Origin of the sequence: Aquimarina litoralis (assembly GCF_039523995.1) — a bacterium.
GTDB lineage: Bacteria > Bacteroidota > Bacteroidia > Flavobacteriales > Flavobacteriaceae > Aquimarina > Aquimarina litoralis.
Genome location: NZ_BAAAGE010000003.1, coordinates 181,910 through 199,142 on the forward strand (window position 1 = coordinate 181,910; position 17,233 = coordinate 199,142).

A 17,233-nucleotide genomic window follows, 5' to 3' on the forward strand; every position below is an offset into this window, starting at 1 on the left:
TTATATTTTTTTTAACAAAAAATTTTATTCCTAAGTCATTTTTCTTATTTTTATGGAGACTGACGTTTTACCCCAAAAGATTAGAAGAACACTTCTGTTTATTTCATGAATTACCTAATATCAAGAGCTACCGATACTGATTTACCATTAATGCAACGACTGTTTTATCAAACAGTAACGATGTATGGTTCGAAAATTTTCACTAAAGCCGAAGTGAAAATATATTCCCGTCTTGCATTGGATAAAAACCATTGGATTCAAAAATTTAAAGATGATTTTATTTATAATGCCAAGCTTAATGGAGAGATAATAGGGTCATTTACTCTTAACAAAAATGGAGATATAGAATACATTTTCGTTCATCAAAACTATCAAGGAAGAGGGATTGCTAAAAAGCTATATCAAAAATTAGAAGAAGTGGCAAAAGATGCTGGAGTAGAAATGCTTACGACACCAATAAACCTCAATACAAAAGCTTTTTTCGAGAAAAACAACTTTAGAATTATTAAGAACATTGAAAAAGTAGCTGGAGGTGATGATATAGTAAGTTACAGTGGAATAAAACATCTTTAAAAACTAAGGCGAAAAAAAGCGTTTGGAGTTACTCCAAGTCCAAATTCCTGTATTTCTTCAATCTGATTCGCATCGTTTAACGAATAGTATTGATTAAATGTATTTTCTTGGTCCAAAACATTCCATAAGGAAACACCTGTTAATCCACTTACATAGTTGTTGATTTTAAACCTGTACGTGGCAGACAAATCAACTCTTATATAGTTATTAAGTCTTGAGCTATTTGGAGCTTCATACGTTATAGTGTCTTGCATATCATTGTTTGCAAAATCTGGTAGAGTGTTTGGTTTTCCACTATGCCAATTGATACCTGCGGATATTTTTAGATTATTTCTATTGTAGGCAGCGGCAAAGTTAATATTGTGTCTTATATCTATATTATTAGCAAAATTAGATGGGATCAAATTATTAAAAGAATAAGTGTTGTCTGCATAGGAATAACTAAGCCAGGTGCTAAAATTTTTAAATCGTTTATTGATTAGAAAATCTATTCCCAAAACTTCATAAGCGCCATGGTCATCAGAAAATTCGAATTGATTTTGAAAACCTTGACTTCGGGTAATGATACCAGATACTTCTTTACGATATATATCTGTAGATATCAGCCAATTGTCATGGTTATAACTAAGTCCTACTGAAATTTGGTTACTTTTTAAAACAGGAATGTTATTATCATTGGATAGCACCCATCTCCTGTTTTCAATACCTAAAAAGTCATTTTGGAGATCAATGATTTGAGAGGTAGATTGACTTTTAATTTCTCCTAAGATCTCTAATGTAAAATGATTAGAAAATCTCTTATAAAAATTTATTCTTGGTTCTAAGATGTACTTATCAAATTTTTCTAGATAATTAAGGCGAGCTCCTAAATTACCGTATAAAGATCCATCTTTTGAACGGTATGCAATTTCTGAAAATATACTATGAGTTCGTATTACTTCTTTAGTCAGATTCCTAAATGTAGGATTATTAAGATCTTGTAAATAGGTAATACCAGTTTCATTAAATTGATATCCATTTTTTAAATTGAGATTGGTACTCACCTTTAATTCAGTATTCAATTTTAAACCATTTTCTAGTACATCATTTTCCTGAAGTAAGCGTTGATTATTTTGTATATCTGAGTTGATGGTTTCTAATTGATAATTGGTTCCGTAGAGCAGCAATTCTGTTTTGAATGTATCACTCCAGTTTCTTTGATATAAAAGACCACTAACCAAATTATTCTGTTTAGCACTACTTTCTCGAGAAATATCCATTTGGTTATCAAAAGAATTTTCTTGGAAAACTAGATTGTTTCTCATGACTAGTCCATTAATTTTGATCAGGTCCTTATCAGATAGTTGATACAACCACCTAAGACTTATGTCATAAAAAGAGAATCTTTGCCCAGAATTACCATTACTAATCACTTCTGAATTTTGAAAAGCTTTGTCAAAATATTGATCATAAGTAGGAGTTTCTAAAATATCATTGATAGAGTGTCGAATAGCAAATTGAACCGAAGATTTTTTGCCAATTGGAGTATCAATGTAGGTGTCCGCACTAATTAGGTTTAATCCAATACTAGCATCTAATTCTTTATTTATTTTATCTGAGGTATTCATGGCAATAACACTAGATACTCCATCTCCATATCTGGCGCTAGAGCCATTTTTAAAAACTTGTACATTCTTTGTTAAAAATGGATTAAAAGCAGATATTAAACCAAAAAAATGGCTGGATTGATACATTTTAATTCCGTCCCAAAGGATTAGGTTTTGATCATTTGTTCCTCCCCTTACATTAATGTCTGAAACAGTTTCATTTACACTTAAAACACCAGGAAGAGCTTGGATAGTTTGTAGTAAATCAGGTTCTACAAGACCCGGAAGAATTCCAAAATCATTATAATCAATTTGTATAGAACCGTCTAATTGTTTGTCAATACCCTTGATCAAATAATCATTGATGACAATTTCATTTAGATATTCAAATTTAGGTGTAAGAGTGATCTTTTTACAAGGTTGATTAATAAAATTAAAAGCCGAAATTGTGACAGGTGCATATCCTAAAAAACTGATAGTTATTTTTTCATTTGGAAAATCTACTAAAAGCGAAAATTTTCCTTTGGAGTTACTAATAACAGAATTTTTTGAACTTAGGATAGATGCGTCAGCTATGACTTGTTGTTCAGTATTGTAGATGATCCCACAGATATTTTGAGGAATAAATTGTACAGTAACAGTTTTGTTGGATAGTTTAGTATACTCAAAAGGAGTATTTTTTTTTAAATAAAGTAATATTTCTTCGAAAGAGAGATTTTGATCAGGTTTCTTAATAAATATATTTTCTAGCTCCTTATTTACATAGGAGAAATCAAACCCATACAGTTGCTGTATATCGGTTAAAATATAAGTAAGCGGATATTTATCTTTTTTAGTTTGAGAATAACCAGAAAAAAGAATAAAAAATATCAGAACAATAGAAACGAGGATTTTGGGTCGAATCACTCTTTGTATAAAGTTACAGTTTTATTATTAATCACATATTTCAAACGCATTGGAATCGTAATAGATTTTAATGCTGTTTGAATATCTGAATGTACAAAATTACCTGTAAATATTATACTTGGATCTATATTTTTTGTTTTTATAACAACTCCATATTGCCATTCTAGCTCTTTTAAAACTTTTGAATAAGAAACTCTATAGAAATAACTTTTATTATTAAACCATTGTGGTTCAAAATCTGCTATTTTTAATTTATTCACAACTTTTGAGTCATAAACAATAGCATCATGTTCTCTCAGATATTTTGTTTCGTTATTAATGGTTACACTTACAACACCTTCATAACAAATTACCTCTAGAAACTGCTCCCGTTGTTTAATATTAAATCTTGTACCAATAACACTAATAGTCCCTAGCGAAGTATTAACATCAAACTTTTGACCTTCAGAAACATCAAAATAAGCTTCGCCTTGGAGATGTAATTGTCGTTTGTTTTTCCAGTTTTTTTCATCGTAGGTAATAGACGATGTTGCATTTAGTTTTACTAAAGATTTATCAGGAAGCTGAATATCTTTTTTCTGACTAGCGATAGTTTCTACAGTCGTATTTCTGTCGGCAGTAAAAAATGAAAAATATAAACCTAGTCCAACAACAAAAATCGCTGCAATTCTCAAAAATAGTTTTAAATTTTTCTTAGTAGAATTGGAAGTGTTCGACTTTTTTGTAGAAAGACCTTCTTTTAATTTCGACAAGTTATCCGAAACCACATATTCAGGAGCACTAAAGCTCTTTGCAGTTTCGGCAATTTTTACGTAAGAATCATAGGCGTCCAATTTTTTGAACGCCTCTAATTCTTCTTTAGTGAGTTGCTCGTTGTCCAACCACTTTTTTATAAGATCTTCCTTTTTCATAACAAGATTCTTAATACTATAACAATTGATAGAACTAAATTCCTACCTTAATCTATTATTTTTTTTAAATTCCTTCTATTTCTGTTCTTAATTTTTCTAGAGCAGTATAAATTCTCTTTTCTACAGCTTTTCTAGATATTCCTAAAAGTTCTGCAATTTCTTTATGTCTTTTTCCCTCAACTCTATTTAATAAAAAAGCTACACGTTGCGCTTCAGTAAGTTTAGAGAGCGCATTTTGATATTTTAAAAGGTATTCTTTTTCTTCTAAAATGAATTCAGGGCTTTCATTTGTCCTGTCTTTTTTTTCAGATAATTGATATTTTAATTTTACTTTATCGTGTTTTATCTGATTTAAAGTTAGGTTGTTGGCCACAGTGAACAAAAAGCTTTTAGCTTTGTCCATAGAAACATTTCCACAATTATCCCAGAGTTTCATAAATGCTTCTTGTACTTGATCTTTTGGGTTAACTTGCGAACCATATTTATAATAGATAAAATCATGGAGGTTTTTAGAGTATTTTGTAAAAAGTTCAGAGAATAACCTTTCCTCACAAATATCCTGAAACAAAGATTTAGGCATTTTTATTTTTTTTCAAATGTAAAAAAAATATGAAGTTGGTGGGAATTTGATCTTTGAAATTGTTATAGTAGTGAATATAAAAAAGAATAGAGTATGGGGATTTTAAGAAAAAATTTTTTAGCAGTTATAGCGAGTTTTGTGCTATTATCCATATCAACTTCTTGTCAAGAAGAAGAGCTGGAAGTGGTAGACCCCAATATTGATAATACGATACCTCAGAACTCTCAATTAGCTGGGCTCATGAGAAATATAGTCACGCATGATGGTTCTTATGATGATGTTGTAGATGGGGGTAATTGTTTTAGTGTTAATCTACCATATTCAATAACCCAGAATGGTCAGCCATTAATAATTGATTCGATTGAGGATTATAGTTCATTGAGTGATTCAGATGATATACAAATTCAATTTCCAATTAAAATAACAAGGGCGGATCATGTTGTAGAAACAATTGAAAATCAAAACAACTTGGATAAATTAGCAAATACTTGTCAAATACGAGATGAAGATATAGAGTGTGTCGATTTTGTATATCCTTTTATATTTGCAACCTTTGATTCAAATAATAATATTATTGCCACAACAGAAATGTTTCACGATGCCCAAGTATTTGGGTTTATGGAAGGTTTAAACGAAAATACAGTGGTATCTATAAATTATCCTATTCAATTACTTCTCAGTAATGGTGAATTTCTCCAGATTGCTCATAATACCGATTTGCTGTCAGGTATTGAGGCCTTTCAACAATCATGTGAAGAAAATGATGGGTAATTTTGTTTATTTTTTTAACTAAAAGATTAAACAAAAAGTTAAAAAAGTATTAAAATCAATTTTTGAAGTAGCAATTTTCCAGAACCAGTTGTTTCATCATCGAACAAATAATTAAAAATAAAAACCAATAACATGAAAAATTATTTCAAGAAGGCTTTTTTCGTATTGTGCTTAATTTCTATCGTTTCCTGTAGCGATGATGATGACACAATTTTTATACCACCTTCGAATACTATCGCAGATTTAGTTGCAGCTAATGCAGATTATAGCTCTTTATTAGCAGCGCTTGAAAGAACAGATTTAGATGTTACACTTAATAGTACTTCAGGAACTTTTACCGTTTTTGCTCCTGATAATGATGCTTTTGATGATTTTCTAGATGGGACGCCTTTAAATGATGTTCCTGTAGAAACATTAAGACAGATTTTATTAAATCATGTACTATCAACGTCCGTAACTTCGACACAACTTTCTACGGGATATGTAAATAATTTGGCAATAGAGTCAAGTTCTGAAGCTAATCTAAGTATGTATATTAATACTTCGGGAGGGGTAACAGTAAATGGCGTATCCACAGTTGTGAATGCTGATGTGATGGCTTCCAATGGAGTTATTCACTTTGTAGATGAGGTTATTCCATTACCAACAGTAGCTACTTTTGCTTCAGTAGACCCTACTTTTTCAACTTTATTAACAGCAATTACGGATTTAACTCCAGATACAGATTACGCAGCTACATTAAGCGGAACTGCCTCTTCACCTTTTACGATTTTTGCACCTACCAATGCTGCTTTTGACGATTTATTAGAAAGATTTGGATTAACAGACTTTTCTTCGCTAACAGCTGCTCAATTAGAAATTGTAATTAATTATCATGTTCTTGCAGAAGCTAATGTACGAGCAGCAGATCTTCCTGGAATTCCTGATGGGATTACACCTGCAACATTACAGGGAGAAACTATTTTATTAAACTTAGATGGAGGAACTTTTTTAAGAGACAAAACAGGAGTGGATTCCGAAGTGATAGCTACAAATGTTCAAGCGTCTAACGGAGTTATACACGCAATAGATAAAGTCTTACTTCCGGCAGCGGCTCTTGATGCATTGGGTAGAAGTTTTACAGCAGTCACCTATAACAACGGTGAGGAGGGTGATTTTTCATCTTTGTATGCGGCTTTAAGACAAACAGGACTTAATGACGCTTTGGATAATGCTATGATGCGCACAGTTTTTGCGCCTACGAACGATTCGTTTACAGCTTTCTTGGATGGTACACCTCTTGCAGATGTTCCTAATGAGGTTTTAACTCAAATATTACTGAATCACGTAGTTTCAGGAAAATTATTATCGACGGACTTATCTACATCATATGCAAATACTCTTGCAACTTATGGCGATACAGATGATAATTTAAGTATATACATAAACACTAGTAGTGGTGTAGTATTAAATGGAGGTATTGATAACGGTGGAGCAAGTGTAACAACTGCTAACGTAGAAACAAGAAATGGTGTAATTCACGTAGTAGATAATGTGATTGGTTTACCGAATATCGTAACTTTTGCAGCGGCAGATCCAAGATTCTCTACTTTAGTTTCTGCCTTAACCACATTAACACCTTCTACTGATTATGTAGCAATACTAAGTACCGATAATGGAACAGATCCTGCTCCTTTTACAGTGTTCGCTCCTATTAATGACGCATTCAATGGTATTTTATTACCACCAAATGAAGAAGATTTAGCTGCAATTTTGAACCATCATGTAGTTGGTGGGGCTAATGTTAGGTCTTCAGACTTGATGGATGGTGCTGTAACAACATTAAATGGGGATGTAACAATTGATGCATCTGCGCCAAGCGTAACTGGAGGTAGTAATTCTAGCGCTAGTAACATAATAGTAGTTGATGTACAAGCGGCTAATGGTATAATTCATGCAATTGATCAAGTGTTATTACCACAAAACTAGTCGGATACTCAATAGAGAATTCTTAATTACCCCAAGATAAATATTACCCTTATGAAGGGCATTTAGAGATTGATCTTTTACTTAATTCATAACTAAATGCCCTTTTTTATACACTCATTTTAATATTAACTAATTTAAATTAAAACCTATGAAAACGTTAATCAAAAGATTATCGGTACCCTTGTTGTGCCTTTTTGTAATCAATGTTTTTATCTCATGTAAAACAGATAACGAAGAACTAAACGAATCAGATCCAGGTCTAATTGAATTTGAAGAGTCAAAAATTATTGGTTTCGATGAAATAGAAGAAATGACTCAAAATATTATCGATGGCGAATTGTTAGAGCCTGAGAATGAAGAAGAAGCTTTTGGTCTTTCTAAAAATTCTGTATTCGATATAAGTAGAGAAAGACGCGTATATGATTTCTCTGCAACAATCGAAAGTGGAGCTGGTGCAGGAACTAGTATTGAAGGAGAACTTCGCCTAAACTTCACTTTGTACCATGCCAGTTTTACCATTGTTCGAGGGAATTTAGTATTACCAGACGGAACTAGAGCAAGAACAAGAGGAGCGATCATAAGTGATGGTATTGTTTATCTAATTATAAATCCACCGGGAAGGGATTTGATTTTTGGAATTGGTAGAGTCGATGAAGAAGGAAATTTGGAAGGTGGATTTAGAATCTTTGGAAATGGAATAGGAAGAGGAGAATGGACTGCAGAATTGATCAAAATAATTTTTCCCGATAAAACAATAGTAGAATTAATAGTTGAAGATGGTAGATTTACTTCTTTGGTAGGAGCATTACAAGCTACAGATTTAGTAACACCTTTATCAGGAGAAGGACCATTTACTGTTTTTGCTCCCACTGATGAAGCGTTTGCTGCGTTGGATGAAGTTCCCGAATTAGAAGTTTTAAGACAGGTGCTGTTATATCATGTAGCGAGTGGTAGGTTAAATACACCACAGTTATTAGCACAAGAAATAATTGAAACATTACAAGGAGAAAACGTAAAAGTTAGTCTTGATGAAAATAATGAAATAGTAATTAATGATACTGTTAAACTACTTTCTGCTAATATTGGAGGGTCTAATGGTGTGATTCAGGTTATAGATGCAGTATTAATACCACCATCGTTTCAGCCGTTACCAAGTATCGTGGAGATTGCCGTGAGCACTCCAGAGTTGTCAACTTTAGTAGGAGCGCTGCAAGCAGCAGATCTTGTTGATACTTTAAATGGAGAAGGACCTTTTACTGTATTTGCTCCAACCAATGATGCATTTGCAGCTTTAGAATCCATCCCTAGTGGAGAAGCTCTTACAGAAGTTCTTTTATATCATGTTGCTGCTGGTAAGTTTACTGCAGAAGATTTAATCACTGGTCAGACAGTAACAACGATTCAGGGAGATGAAGTGACTATTGAAATGATTGATGGAGAGGTATTTCTAAATGGATCTATCAAAGTTATAATTGCTGATGTTGAGGCTTCCAATGGTATTGTTCATGTTATCGACGGAGTTTTGCTGCCTCCTGCAGATCTACAATCAATTGTAGAGATTGCTGTGAGCACTCCAGAGTTGTCAACTTTAGTAGGAGCACTGCAAGCAGCAGATCTTGTTGATACTTTAAATGGAGATGGACCTTTTACAGTATTTGCTCCAACTAATGATGCATTTGCTGCTTTAGAAGCGATTCCCGGTGGCGAAGCTTTAACAGAAGTTCTGTTATATCATGTTGCAGCAGGAAAGTTTACTGCCGAAGATTTATTAGCTGGTCAAACCGTAACTACCGTGCAGGGAGAAGAAGTAACCATAGAAATGATTGACGGAGAGGTGTTCCTAAATGAGTCCATTAAAGTGTTATTGGCAGATATAGAAGCTTCAAATGGAATTGTACACGTAATTAGTGAAGTTTTAATTCCATCATCATTACATTAAAAGAAACAGACACTTGAGTTAGCCAAAAATAATTGTCTGAAGAGCTATTAGAGAGAAAATTTAACGTCTTTCTAATAGCTTTTTCTTTTTTTAAAATTAATTCTAGGATGATGTAGAATTCTATATTAACCATTCTTCATAAATACACTTCAAATCACTAAATTTGCACCATTCTGCTAAAAAAGTAGATGTTGAAAAATTAGAATAAAGTATATGTTTGATAATTTAAGTGATAAGTTAGATAAAGCGTTACATATTTTAAAAGGTCACGGTCAGATTACTGAAGTAAATGTTGCTGAGACACTTAAAGAAGTACGTAGAGCATTAGTAGATGCTGATGTTAATTATAAAATTGCTAAAGATTTTACTGCAACTGTAAAGGAAAAAGCTTTAGGTCAAAACGTGCTTAAATCGCTTAAGCCTGGTCAATTAATGGTTAAACTTGTAAAAGATGAGTTAACTGAATTGATGGGGGGTGATGTAGCTGGAGTCAATCTCTCTGGAAATCCTTCTGTGATTTTAATGTCAGGTTTACAAGGTTCTGGTAAAACAACATTTTCTGGAAAACTAGCAAATTATTTAAAGAATAAAAAAACTAAGAAACCACTTTTAGTAGCTTGTGATGTATATAGACCAGCGGCGATAGACCAATTGCATATTGTTGGAGAACAAATTAATGTAGAGGTTTTTAGTGATAGAGGTAATTCGGACCCCGTTGCTATCGCAAAAGCAGGTGTTGCTCATGCTAAGGCTAATGGATTTAATGTAGTTATAATTGATACTGCAGGTCGTTTGGCGGTAGATGAGGTGATGATGACAGAGATTGCAAATATTCATAAAGCAGTCACTCCGAATGAAACACTGTTTGTTGTAGATTCGATGACAGGTCAGGACGCTGTGAATACTGCTAAAGCATTTAATGATCTATTGAATTTTGATGGTGTAATCCTTACAAAACTTGATGGTGATACCAGAGGTGGAGCAGCTATTTCTATAAAATCTGTCGTAAACAAACCAATAAAATTTATTGGTACCGGTGAGAAAATGGAAGCTATTGATGTTTTCTATCCTTCGAGAATGGCAGATCGTATATTGGGAATGGGAGATGTAGTTTCTTTAGTGGAAAGGGCACAGGAGCAATTTGATGAAGAGGAAGCAAGAAAACTACAAAAGAAAATTGCTAAAAATCAATTCGGCTTTGATGACTTTCTAAAACAAATCCAGCAGGTAAAGAAAATGGGGAATATGAAAGATTTGGTAGGGATGATTCCTGGGGCTGGTAAAATGATGAAAAATGTAGATATAGATGATGATGCTTTTAAACATATCGAAGCGATTATTCATTCCATGACACCTGAGGAGCGTACAAAGCCTCAGATCATTAACGCGAGTAGAAAAAAGCGTATTGGAAAAGGTTCTGGTACGTCGGTTCAACAGGTAAATCAACTACTTAAGCAGTTTGATCAAATGAGTAAAATGATGAAGATGATGCAAGGTGGAGGCGGAAAGCGTATGATGCAGATGATGGGTAAGATGAGATAACTTTTATAAATCAATTAATAATTTTAAATATAGAGTAGGGGCTTTTACTATGGAAGTTTTAGACGGAAAAAAAATAAGTAACGATATAAAAAATGAAATCGCTGCGGAAGTTCAAAAAATGAAAGATCGTGGTGAAAAAGTTCCTCATTTAGCGGCTGTTTTAGTTGGTAATGATGGGGCAAGTTTAACTTATGTAGGTAGTAAGGTTAGAGCTTGTGAAAGAATTGGTTTTGAATCTACTTTAGTTAAAATGCCAAGTACAACAAGTGAAGTAGAGTTGCTTGCAAAAATTAAAGAATTAAATGAGAACTCAGATATTGATGGGTTTATAGTTCAATTACCTTTACCGCCTCAAATAGATACGCAAAAAGTTCTTTTAGCAGTAGATCCAGATAAAGATGTGGATGGTTTTCATCCAATGAATTTTGGAAAAATGGCTTTAGATATGTCAACTTTTATACCAGCTACACCGTTTGGTATATTGGAGCTGTTAGAACGATATAATGTGGATACTAAAGGGAAGCATACAGTTGTAATTGGAAGAAGCCATATAGTAGGTAGGCCTATGAGTATCCTTATGGGAAGAAAAGGTTGGCCAGGTAACTCCACAGTTACACTTACTCATAGTCATACTAAAAACATTACTCAGATCATTTCTCAAGCTGATATTGTGATTTCTGCTTTAGGTGTTCCTAACTTTTTAAAAGCAGAAATGGTTAAAGATGATGCTGTTATTATTGATGTAGGTATTACCAGAGTTGCAGATGATTCTAGAGAAAAAGGATATAAAATTGTAGGTGATGTGGATTATGAAAACGTAAGTAAGAAAGCTTCATATATTACTCCTGTGCCTGGAGGTGTGGGACCTATGACAATTGCGATGTTGCTTAAAAATACATTGTTAGCAAGAGAAAGACATAGAAAGTAAATATTTCATTTCATTTTTCTTCTTTAACTACTGAAAAAAGTACAAGAAATAGAAAATTAAAAAAAACTCTGGTATAATTATACCAGAGTTTTTTTAGTACTAATGTTTAGGTTATAAATTTGATTTTATAAAAGCTAAAATTATTGGTTGATTTAGTTAAACTGAATCAAATGTAAAAAATAAGAGAGATGTCATTTTTGACATCTCTCTTATTTTTTACATTTATTATTGGTGATAATAAATTATAATTATGTGATTATAATATTATAAAATCTGTATGGAGTTCAAATTAGTATTTACCAAATTCCTCTACTCCTATATTGTCAAGATCCTCCACTTGGTTGTTATACCCATTCTTTTGATATCCTAAATCTAAAGATAAAGTATATGAAGGAACGTTTATACCTTCGTCAGTTTTGATAGTTTTGAAATCTAAGATATCCTGATGCTTTTCATACAATTGGTTTTTAGTAAATTGCCCTTTTCCTCTTCCTTTAGGAGCATTTGGATCTTCTCTCCAATCTTTACCATAAGCAACAACACAGTAATATTCACCTTCTGGAATGTTTCTAATAAATTGTGTTTGATTGCTATTTACATATACTATTCTTATAACCTCGTCATCCTTGGCAGTCTTACCCATTTTAACAAGCTTAACCACAACGTCTGTGTTTTCTCCTATTTGTAACTTAAGGTAATTGTCTAACTTATAATCGTATTCACCTTTAAAGTTAAATGATTTAGGTGTAGCTCCAGACTTATAAGTTTTTCTTTCCCAGCTAGAAAATTTGTTCTCTCTGACAGCTTTGGAAGAAGCAGCTACAGCTCTTGTGTTAGAGCCAGCATTGCTGCCATTAGATGCTGTTTTTGATTCTATAGGATTGTATGCTGTTTCCGAACTATTAAGTGTTCTTTTATTTGCTTCCTCTAATGCCTTTTGTGTTTCTGCTAATTCAGCAAGTCTTCTTCTCTCAGCAGCACTTTTGTTCTGATTTGCAGCAGCGGCAGCAGCGGCAGCGGCAGCGGCGTCAGCTTCTGCTTGTCTTTGTAATCTTTCTGCTTCCGCAATTGCTTTCCTAGCAGCTTCTGCAGCGGCAATTTTTGCGGCTTCTGCTTTACGGATTGCTTCTTCTGCTGCAAGTTTAGCAGCTCTTTTCTTAGCTTCTGCAGCTTTAGCAGCTCTTTCTGCTTCAGCAATACTATTATCTTCTGCTAATAATTTAGTAAGTACAAAACCATTACCGTTTTTGTGCTGTACAGTACTCCAGTCACCATATCCAGAACTAATAACATATACTTGTGTTCCTTGTGGTATTTCTGCGATAATATCGAAGTTCGCTCCAGGTCCAGTTCTTAATTCTAGCTTTGCAGTAGACATTAAATAGCGGTCTAATGACTTTATCTGAGCGAAAGTCGAAGAAGTCATCACCAATAACAAAATAAATGTAAAAATTGATTTCATAATCTTTCTGTGTTTACATAATTAAAATTCAAAAATAAAGCAGATTAGGGTCTAATAATCTTTTTGTTGCTTTTATTTCGGGTTTACTCTATAATATTAAAAATTTATTCAAATTCATGTTCAAAAATGCGTTCTCAAAAAAGATGCCAAACTTATTTTGGTGACATTTAGAAATTGTTAACGATTTGTAATTACGTTAAAATTATTTCAATTTTTAAAGAACAATTTAGTTTTTATAATTCTGATTTTCAGTTGTTTACACATCTTTTTCTGTAGTGTAAGTTTAAACTTGGTAATTAATTGCCTGAAATGAAAACTATTAAACTATAAACAAAAGTAAGTTATTAATCTGAAAAACGCAACTAGTTTTCACTTTATTTACATAAAATTATACTTTTTTTTTATTCGATTTGTGTTTTTCAACGAGTTTTTTGTGTATTACATCTGATTTATGTTGATTTTATTGGGCTTAAAGTCGGTTCGTGTTTTTTAGTAGTTCGTGATAATATTTATTGGCTTTTTTTAAAGATACTAGTGAAGTTGAAAATTTAAATTTTCACAATACTTTAACATAATTAATTATGCTTGCATAGTTTTTTTTGAAATTTGAGCAGATTGAATTTCACTTTTATCCGATTTATTATTTTGATAATTAAATAGTTATATGTTTTCTACTGCTCTTTCTTATTAAATCGAAAATTGTCTTTGAATTCTTGAAAAATGGTGTTTCATTTCATCTATTATGGTTTTACCACGAGGATATTTTGAAGTTTATTTGGTGTATTTTTTGCCCATATTTATTCACGGTCAGAAATTGCTGACGGTTTTTTTATGTACGATTTTAGTGAGAATTTGATTTTTATTCCAGAGAATTTGTTGTTATGCAATGAGAATATGCTTAGTGAGTATTCTTTATTAATTCAGGGAATTTTTTCTGAAAACGTTTTAATCTAGGTACTGAAATATTTTGAATATATCTGTTGTAAGGATTTCTTTTTTCATAATCCTGATGGTATTCTTCGGCTTTCCAGAATTTTTGAAAAGGTATGATTTCTGCGGCAATTTTTCTATTGATACTTTTGCTTAAAAAATCTTTCTTTTTTATAATAATATCCTTCTGAGTATCATTTTGATAAAATATAATGGATCTGTATTGAGAACCTCTGTCTGGACCTTGACCATTTATTTGAGTTACATTTTGAGATCCAAAATAGACATCTACTAGGGTTGCAAAAGAAACTATTTTAGGATTATATAATACTTCTACAGCTTCTGCATGACCAGTGCGACCTGTATTGCTTGATTCGTATGTAGGGTTTTCTGTGTGTCCACCGGAATATCCAGAAATAACTTCTTCTACACCAGTTACGCTTTCATAGATTGCTTCAACACACCAAAAACATCCACTGGCAAAATAGGCTCGTTCCAAACCATTAATTGGTTCTACTTGAACAGGTGTTATATTTTGTGTTTCTACGTTTGCTATGTTGTTTTTGGTTTGACTGGTTCCTTGGCAGCCAAACAGTAAAATTGAAATAGTAATAGTGCTATATAATAATGTCTTCATAATAATAGTTTTGCCATTAGTAGTCTTAGTTTTAAAAGAAACCTTTCAGAATATGTATGTAGCAAAATTAATTAGATTCCGAGTAATGAGGTCTTAAAGAAGTTTTAAATAAAAGAAGGCTATCATATTGATAGCCTTCTTTTACCAAGTTTTGTTCGGTTTTTTAACCGTTCATGGATATTAAAAACTCATCATTATTTCTCGTTTGCTTAAAGCGTTCATTAATGAATTCCATAGCTTCTACAGGATTCATGTCTGCTAGATATTTTCTCATTACCCACATTCTTTGAATTGTACTTTCGTCTAATAAAATATCATCTCGACGCGTACTTGAAGAGGTAAGGTCAATTGCAGGGAATATTCTTCTATTAGAAATTTTACGATCTAATTGTAATTCCATATTACCGGTACCTTTGAATTCTTCAAAAATAACTTCATCCATTTTAGATCCGGTTTCGGTTAAAGCTGTTGCAATGATTGTTAATGATCCTCCATTCTCTATATTTCTGGCAGCTCCAAAGAATCGTTTTGGTTTGTGTAAAGCATTAGCATCTACACCACCACTTAGGATTTTACCAGAAGCTGGCTGTACTGTATTGTATGCTCTTGCTAGACGCGTAATAGAGTCTAATAGTATTACAACATCATGGCCGCATTCTACTAATCTTTTAGCTTTTTCTAGAACGATATTGGCGATTTTAACATGTTCATGAGCTTCTTTGTCAAAAGTGGAGGCAATTACTTCTCCTCTTACATTTCGTTGCATGTCTGTAACTTCTTCCGGGCGCTCATCAATTAGTAGTATCATTTGATACACTTCAGGGTGATTTGCTGCGATTGCATTTGCAACATCCTTTAATAACATGGTTTTACCAGTTTTAGGTTGCGATACAATCATACCGCGTTGTCCTTTTCCGATTGGTGAGAATAAATCCATGATTCTTGTAGAGATAGTACTTTGCTTCTCTGCGATTTTGAATTTCTCTTGAGGGAAAAGAGGGGTAAGGTGTTCAAAAGATACTCTATCTCTTACTACCTGCGGATCAAGTCCGTTGATTTTGTTTACTTTTATTAGAGGAAAATATTTTTCTCCTTCCTTTGGAGGTCTTACTTGTCCTAATACGGTATCACCTGTTTTTAATCCAAAAAGTCTTATTTGAGATTGAGATACATAAATATCATCAGGAGAAGAAAGGTAGTTGTAATCACTAGATCTTAAAAAACCATAACCATCTTGCATGATGTCCAGAACTCCTTCACTCTGAATAATTGCATCAAATTCATAATCAGGTTCTTTGTAGCGATTTCTGTTATCTCTATTTCCATTATCCCTGTTTCCGTTATTTTCTTTTTTATTATTGTTGTTATTATTACGGTTTTTGTTTTGGGATTTATCGTTATTCCTATTTCTATTGTCTTTTCTTTCTTCTTTTCGCTCTTCCTTTTTGTCTTCTTGTTTTTTATCCTCCTGCTTTTTCTGAGGTTTTTTGTTTACAACAGGTTGTTTGTTACTTTGATTTGTATCTCTTGCTTCTTTTTTAGGAGTAGTGTTTTTTTCCTGAGCGCCTGTTGCTTCTTTTGTAGCAGTTGTATCTGGTGCTTGAGTTTTTTTTGTGCGAGGTCTTTTTTGACGAGTAGCTGGCTTAGGTTTAGCTTTTTCCGTTTTAGCCGAAGTATCTTCTGTAATGACCTCTTTTACCTTATTAGGGTTAGCTGCTTGGTAATCTAATATTTGATATACCAAGTCTAATTTTTTCATGCTGCGAAACTTAGGTACATTTAAACTTTTCGCAATTTCCTGTAGCTCAGGAAGCTTTTTCGCTTTTAATTCAGAAATCTCTAACATTTAAGTTTGTTATATAATTTAAGGTTCTGGTATTAAATTTTCTAAAGAAGAATTCTAGGAAAATTTTATTATGAAGGTAAGTAACCTAATTAAGAATGGGTTACATCAATTGTGATGCAAGTATACGACTTTATTTTTGATTTTTTACACATATTTATAAAAAGAAACTCTTATTTTTGCTTTTCCAAAAGAAGAAGGGGTAATGATACAACGAATTCAATCCATATATTTACTATTAGTAGCGTTAATAGCTAGTGTAGTTTCTACATTGGTACCTTACGGATTTGATCAAGATAAAAATCAATTATTAGCAAAAGATAATCTTTTGGTGTTAGGAATGTTTGCTGGATCTGCGGTTTTAGCAGTGGTGAGTATTTTTTTGTTTAAAAATAGACAGCTTCAATTTGTTTTGGGGCGAATCAATATCTTATTAAACTTTATTTTACTAGGAGTATTTGTTTATTGGTCGCTAACATTATCTGGAGAAACATTGGTTTCAGAGAAAGGTATTGGGATGTTACTTCCTATTATTTCTATCGTTTTATTAGTGGTAGCCAATAAGGCTATTAAAAAGGATGAAAATCTCGTAAAATCAGTAGACCGATTACGATAAACCTAAAATCTTAGTAGTATTAGTGCGTTAGAACCCGGAGT

At 32.7% G+C, this 17,233-nt stretch carries 13 protein-coding genes; 7 read left to right on the top strand and 6 right to left on the bottom strand.

Annotation, left to right across the window (positions count from 1 at the left end):
* The first annotated feature begins 105 nt into the window (after positions 1-105).
* On the top strand, positions 106-573 hold the full coding sequence (locus ABD077_RS15210; RefSeq protein ID WP_343913118.1) for a GNAT family N-acetyltransferase: 468 nt from the start codon (positions 106-108) through the stop codon (positions 571-573).
* Here ABD077_RS15210 and ABD077_RS15215 read toward each other — a convergent pair.
* The 3 genes from ABD077_RS15215 to ABD077_RS15225 all read right to left on the bottom strand — a co-directional run bounded on the left by ABD077_RS15215 (position 570) and on the right by ABD077_RS15225 (position 4,556).
* Complete coding sequence (locus tag ABD077_RS15215; RefSeq protein WP_343913119.1) at positions 570-3,065, bottom strand: TonB-dependent receptor plug domain-containing protein; 2,496 nt, start codon at positions 3,063-3,065, stop codon at positions 570-572. The two genes, ABD077_RS15210 and ABD077_RS15215, sit on opposite strands and share 4 nt — an antisense overlap.
* The gene (locus ABD077_RS15220) at positions 3,062-3,976 is read right to left on the bottom strand and encodes a FecR family protein (protein ID WP_343913120.1); all 915 of its coding nucleotides are present in this window, start codon (positions 3,974-3,976) and stop codon (positions 3,062-3,064) included. The genes ABD077_RS15215 and ABD077_RS15220 overlap by 4 nt, the downstream gene beginning before the upstream one ends.
* A 64-nt stretch (positions 3,977-4,040) precedes the next feature.
* Entirely contained in the window at positions 4,041-4,556 is a 516-nt protein-coding gene (locus tag ABD077_RS15225) for an RNA polymerase sigma factor (protein WP_343913121.1), read from the bottom strand.
* Between the two features lie 93 nt (positions 4,557-4,649).
* Here ABD077_RS15225 and ABD077_RS15230 point away from each other — a divergent pair, with 93 nt between their 5' ends.
* The 5 genes from ABD077_RS15230 to ABD077_RS15250 all read left to right on the top strand — a co-directional run bounded on the left by ABD077_RS15230 (position 4,650) and on the right by ABD077_RS15250 (position 11,704).
* Positions 4,650-5,327 (top strand): hypothetical protein, encoded by a 678-nt coding sequence (locus ABD077_RS15230; RefSeq protein WP_343913122.1) that lies wholly within the window; start codon positions 4,650-4,652, stop codon positions 5,325-5,327.
* Positions 5,328-5,459: 132 nt separating this feature from the next.
* On the top strand, positions 5,460-7,295 hold the full coding sequence (locus tag ABD077_RS15235; RefSeq protein WP_343913123.1) for a fasciclin domain-containing protein: 1,836 nt from the start codon (positions 5,460-5,462) through the stop codon (positions 7,293-7,295).
* A 148-nt stretch (positions 7,296-7,443) separates the two neighbouring features.
* Complete coding sequence (locus ABD077_RS15240) at positions 7,444-9,234, top strand: fasciclin domain-containing protein (protein WP_343913124.1); 1,791 nt, start codon at positions 7,444-7,446, stop codon at positions 9,232-9,234.
* Between the two features lie 213 nt (positions 9,235-9,447).
* Positions 9,448-10,776, top strand: coding sequence for a signal recognition particle protein (gene ffh, locus ABD077_RS15245; protein WP_343913125.1), 1,329 nt, complete (start codon positions 9,448-9,450; stop codon positions 10,774-10,776).
* A gap of 49 nt (positions 10,777-10,825) precedes the next feature.
* Positions 10,826-11,704: a bifunctional 5,10-methylenetetrahydrofolate dehydrogenase/5,10-methenyltetrahydrofolate cyclohydrolase gene (locus ABD077_RS15250; RefSeq protein WP_343913126.1), complete on the top strand. Its 879-nt coding sequence runs from the start codon at positions 10,826-10,828 to the stop codon at positions 11,702-11,704.
* Between the two features lie 289 nt (positions 11,705-11,993).
* Here ABD077_RS15250 and ABD077_RS15255 read toward each other — a convergent pair whose 3' ends face one another.
* The 3 genes from ABD077_RS15255 to rho form a co-directional block, all read right to left on the bottom strand.
* The gene (locus tag ABD077_RS15255) at positions 11,994-13,166 is read right to left on the bottom strand and encodes an SH3 domain-containing protein (protein WP_343913127.1); all 1,173 of its coding nucleotides are present in this window, start codon (positions 13,164-13,166) and stop codon (positions 11,994-11,996) included.
* Between the two features lie 898 nt (positions 13,167-14,064).
* A complete protein-coding gene (msrA, locus tag ABD077_RS15260; RefSeq protein WP_343913129.1) occupies positions 14,065-14,733 on the bottom strand; it encodes a peptide-methionine (S)-S-oxide reductase MsrA in 669 nt (222 codons plus the stop codon).
* Between the two features lie 163 nt (positions 14,734-14,896).
* Entirely contained in the window at positions 14,897-16,579 is a 1,683-nt protein-coding gene (rho, locus tag ABD077_RS15265; protein ID WP_343913130.1) for a transcription termination factor Rho, read from the bottom strand.
* A gap of 202 nt (positions 16,580-16,781) precedes the next feature.
* Here rho and ABD077_RS15270 point away from each other — a divergent pair, with 202 nt between their 5' ends.
* A complete protein-coding gene (locus tag ABD077_RS15270) occupies positions 16,782-17,192 on the top strand; it encodes a DUF4293 domain-containing protein (protein ID WP_343913131.1) in 411 nt (136 codons plus the stop codon).
* Positions 17,193-17,233 lie beyond the last annotated feature (41 nt).